1 protein-coding gene is annotated in these 1,968 nt (G+C 36.6%); it reads right to left on the reverse strand.

The annotated features are described in order from the left end of the window. Positions 1–102: 102 nt before the first annotated feature. Positions 103–1,836, reverse strand: coding sequence for an IS1634 family transposase (locus HT699_RS10675; RefSeq protein ID WP_016399281.1), 1,734 nt, complete (start codon positions 1,834–1,836; stop codon positions 103–105). Positions 1,837–1,968 lie beyond the last annotated feature (132 nt).

Below are 1,968 nucleotides of genomic sequence, written 5' to 3' on the forward strand. Positions count from 1 at the left end.
TATAATCCCATCTTTGACAGTTTTTCGAAATCAAAGAGCCCCTAAATACTGATATGACAGCTTTTCGGAGCTCTTTTTCTCTTTTTAAAAAATGCGTACTTTTTATCTAGATTTGGTTTTCTTAAAAATTTTTTTCATATTTTTTTCGCTTATAATCTCAAAATCAGTTTGGAAACCAAATGCTTGGTGGAGTTGATCCGTGATAGTTGTTCTGGTGTAAGTTGGAAGATATCCTGCTCCATAAAGATGTTTGAACTTGTAATTGCGTAAGGTTTGGATGAGTTCTGAACAGGTGACTGTTTCTCCTAGTTGTTTTTCCAAGAGACGATAAATCATTAGTGCTAGGAAACAAATAGTGAAATGTGCTTGAATCCTATCTGAACGGCTGAGATAAACGGGTCTGGCTCGTAGTTCCTGCTTCATGATACGAAAACTCTCTTCAATTTCCCACCGCCTTTGATTGATGACTACAATTGTCTGGATATCTTCATCTAGATTAGTGGCTACGGCGTAGAGACCATCATATTGAGCCTCTTCTTGAATACGTTCCTCATCAAGAGTTAGAATCCTTTTCTCGGCGATTTCCCCTTCTTTGGTAGTACTTGTTTCTTTCAGAAATCTCTTAAAATCGGTTTGTCTCTTCTTGGTAGCTTGGCTGGGCTTGCCCAGTAACTTACTAGCCCGTTCAATCTGTCTCTCTCGTATCGTTCGATGATAGTCTTGATATTTAGTAGAAAAGGTCACAATCAAGCGTTGATTTGGTAAATCTTCATCATAAAAAGGAGATTCTTTAAAGAAGAGCTGTTTTTTTAATTCCTCTCTGTGCTCTAGCTCATCCAGATTGTAAAAGATAGGATTCTTATCCCCAACCATTCGCCAACCACTTTTATCCAAAGCCCAGTCTCTGTATTCTTTCTTTAACTTCTTGATAGATTGAGTTGTGACATAGGAACGTTCCCCAAAAGAATTGTACATCTTATTGGCTTTTGATGAGAGTCCAGCATCTGTACAGACTACAAATTTTGAAGCCTTGTACTCCTTGACAATCTTTCTTTCTAATGGTTTAAGAGTAGTTTGTTCATTTGTATTTCCAGGGTGGATACAGAAAGCTAGGGGAATTCCTTGTTTGTCCATAAAGAGTCCCATCTCCACAATTGGATTTGGGCGATGTTCTTTAGATGGACCGTATTGTCTCAGAAGTCCTTCCTCATCTTCAGCTTCAATTTCAAAATAGAAGTTAGTACAGTCATAGTAGAGAACTTCTGTCTGTCGTTGGGTCATCTTTTTTGAAGTTTGATAGGTTTGTTCTTGTATAAACTCTGTTTCATTAGAAATAACTTCAAGAGCCCGATAAAAATGTTGGAGTTCAAATTCTTTAGGTTCGAGTAATGTTTTTGAAAATTCTAGGGTGGATCGTTTTGAAGCAGGAGCTAGAATCCGTCCATAAATCAATCGAGATAGGATATCATCTAGAGAGAAATTAAAACGATGTCGTTTTTGGATTTCTTTGTTAATTCTAGGCAAATCTAGTTGATGATAGAGGTCTTGTAGGAAGAGATAGCCTCCATGATATTCGTTCAATTGATTTTGTTTTAACTGTTTGTTCTGACTAAAGGTAATGAGGAAATCTTTATTTTCTTCTTTTTCTTTCTCAGTTAATTCCTTGGCACGTAAACGAGCCCACTCAAGAGGTTCCATATCAGGATGTTCTTTTAAGAGTGTGTTATGATTGCCTAAGTTTTCTACGATAGTAGAAGTCCGTTTATTTCCAACCTTGATGTCTTTAATAATAGCGTAGTTGATAGTGTTTTTTGACTTTGATTGTTTCACTCTCATCTTTTTATACCTCGCTCTATTATAACAAAGTACGGAAAAGTACGCAAATAAAAAACGGTGAAATTTGACAAGAAAATCCCCTTATATCAACCTTTATGAGGAGTTTTTCACTTCACAACTGTCAAAGTCCCG

Origin of the sequence: Streptococcus sp. 1055 (genome assembly GCF_013276815.1) — a bacterium.
In the GTDB taxonomy this organism is placed as follows: domain Bacteria; phylum Bacillota; class Bacilli; order Lactobacillales; family Streptococcaceae; genus Streptococcus; species Streptococcus pseudopneumoniae.